The sequence below is a fragment of the Streptomyces niphimycinicus genome, assembly GCF_018883605.1.
Lineage (GTDB): Bacteria > Actinomycetota > Actinomycetes > Streptomycetales > Streptomycetaceae > Streptomyces > Streptomyces niphimycinicus.
The window spans coordinates 1-1,381 of record NZ_JAHLEM010000803.1 but is presented as its reverse complement, the minus strand read 5'-3'; the positions used below and the strand labels follow the sequence as shown (position 1 = coordinate 1,381).

The 1,381-nt window shown below is 73.4% G+C and carries 1 protein-coding gene; it reads right to left on the bottom strand.

Features of this window, described 5'->3' with window-relative positions:
* A partial coding sequence (locus KN815_RS43080; protein WP_216347208.1) for an NADH-quinone oxidoreductase subunit N occupies nucleotides 1-1,381 on the bottom strand: 1,381 nt, incomplete at both ends.

The following is a 1,381-nucleotide window of genomic DNA, read 5'->3' as shown; positions in this document are numbered from 1 at the left end:
CGCCGCGTCCGCGGGTGCGGGCTCCGCCCCGGCGGCGGGCTCGGGTGCGCGGAAGAGCACCGCCGTCCACTGGAGGTAGTAATAGAGCGCCACGACCACGTTGAGCGCCATCACCACCGCGAGCCAGCCCAGCCCCGCGTCCACGGCCGCCGAGAAGACGGTCACCTTGGCGAAGAGCCCGATGACGCCCGGGGGCAGCCCGGCCAGGCACAGCAGGAAGAAGCCGAGCGCCAGGGCGGCGGCCGGGCGGGCCGCGTACAACCCGCGGTAGTCGGTGAGGCGGTTGGCCGGGCTGGTACGGGCCACCAGGGCGGCCACCGCGAAGGCACCGAGGTTCACGGCCGCATACATCAGGGCGTACGCGACGGTGGAGCCGATGGCGCGGGAGGCGTCCTCGGCGGAGTCGGCGTAGCCGGCCGCGGCGATCGGGACCAGCAGATAGCCCGCCTGGGCGACGGAGGACCAGGCGAGCAGGCGTACGGCGCTGAAGGCGCGCTCCGGGCGCTGGCGCAGCGCCGCGGCGTTCCCCGCGGTCATGGTGAGGGCGGCCAGGACGGCGACGGCCGGGCCCCACACATCGGCGTAGGAGGGGAAGGCGAGGACGGTCACCAGGATGAGGCCGGAGAACCCGACCGCCTTACCGACGACGGACAGATACGCCGCGACGGGCACGGGCGCGCCGACGTAGGTGTCGGGCACCCAGAAGTGGAAGGGCACGGCGGCGGTTTTGAACGCGAAGCCCACCAGGGTGAGCACGACCCCCGCCTGGGCGAGCGTGTCGAGCCGCGGGTCGACATGGGTGAGGGCGTCGGCGATCCGGGTCAGGTGGAGGCTGCCGGTGGCGGCGTAGACGAAGCTGACGCCGAGCAGCATCACGGCGGTCGCGGTGACCGAGGAGAGGAAGAACTTCAGCGCGGCCTCGGAGGACAGGCGGTCGCCGCGGCGCAGGCCCACCAGGGCGAAGGCCGGGAGCGAGGCCACTTCGAGGGCGATGACCAGGGTCGCCAGATCGCGGGAGGCGGGCAGCAGGGCGGCCCCGGCGGCGGAGGACAGCAGCAGGAACCAGAACTCGCCCGCGGGGAGTTTGAGATCGTCGAGGGCGCTGAAGGACAGCAGCCCGGTGAGCAGCGCCCCGCCGAGCACGAGGAACTGGATGACGAGGGCGAAGGTGTCGGCCGTGTAGCTGCACGCGTGGGCGCCGGTGGTCAGGCAGAAGGTGGAGCGGTCGCCGTCCAGCAGCGGCAGCAGGGCGAGTGCGGCCAGGGCCAGTCCCGCTATCGCTCCCCAGCCCAGCAGATGCTTCCTGTGCTCGGGCAGGAAGAGATCCGCGACGAGGACGGCGAGGCCGGCCAGGGCCGCGATGGTGGGCGGCGCGACGGCG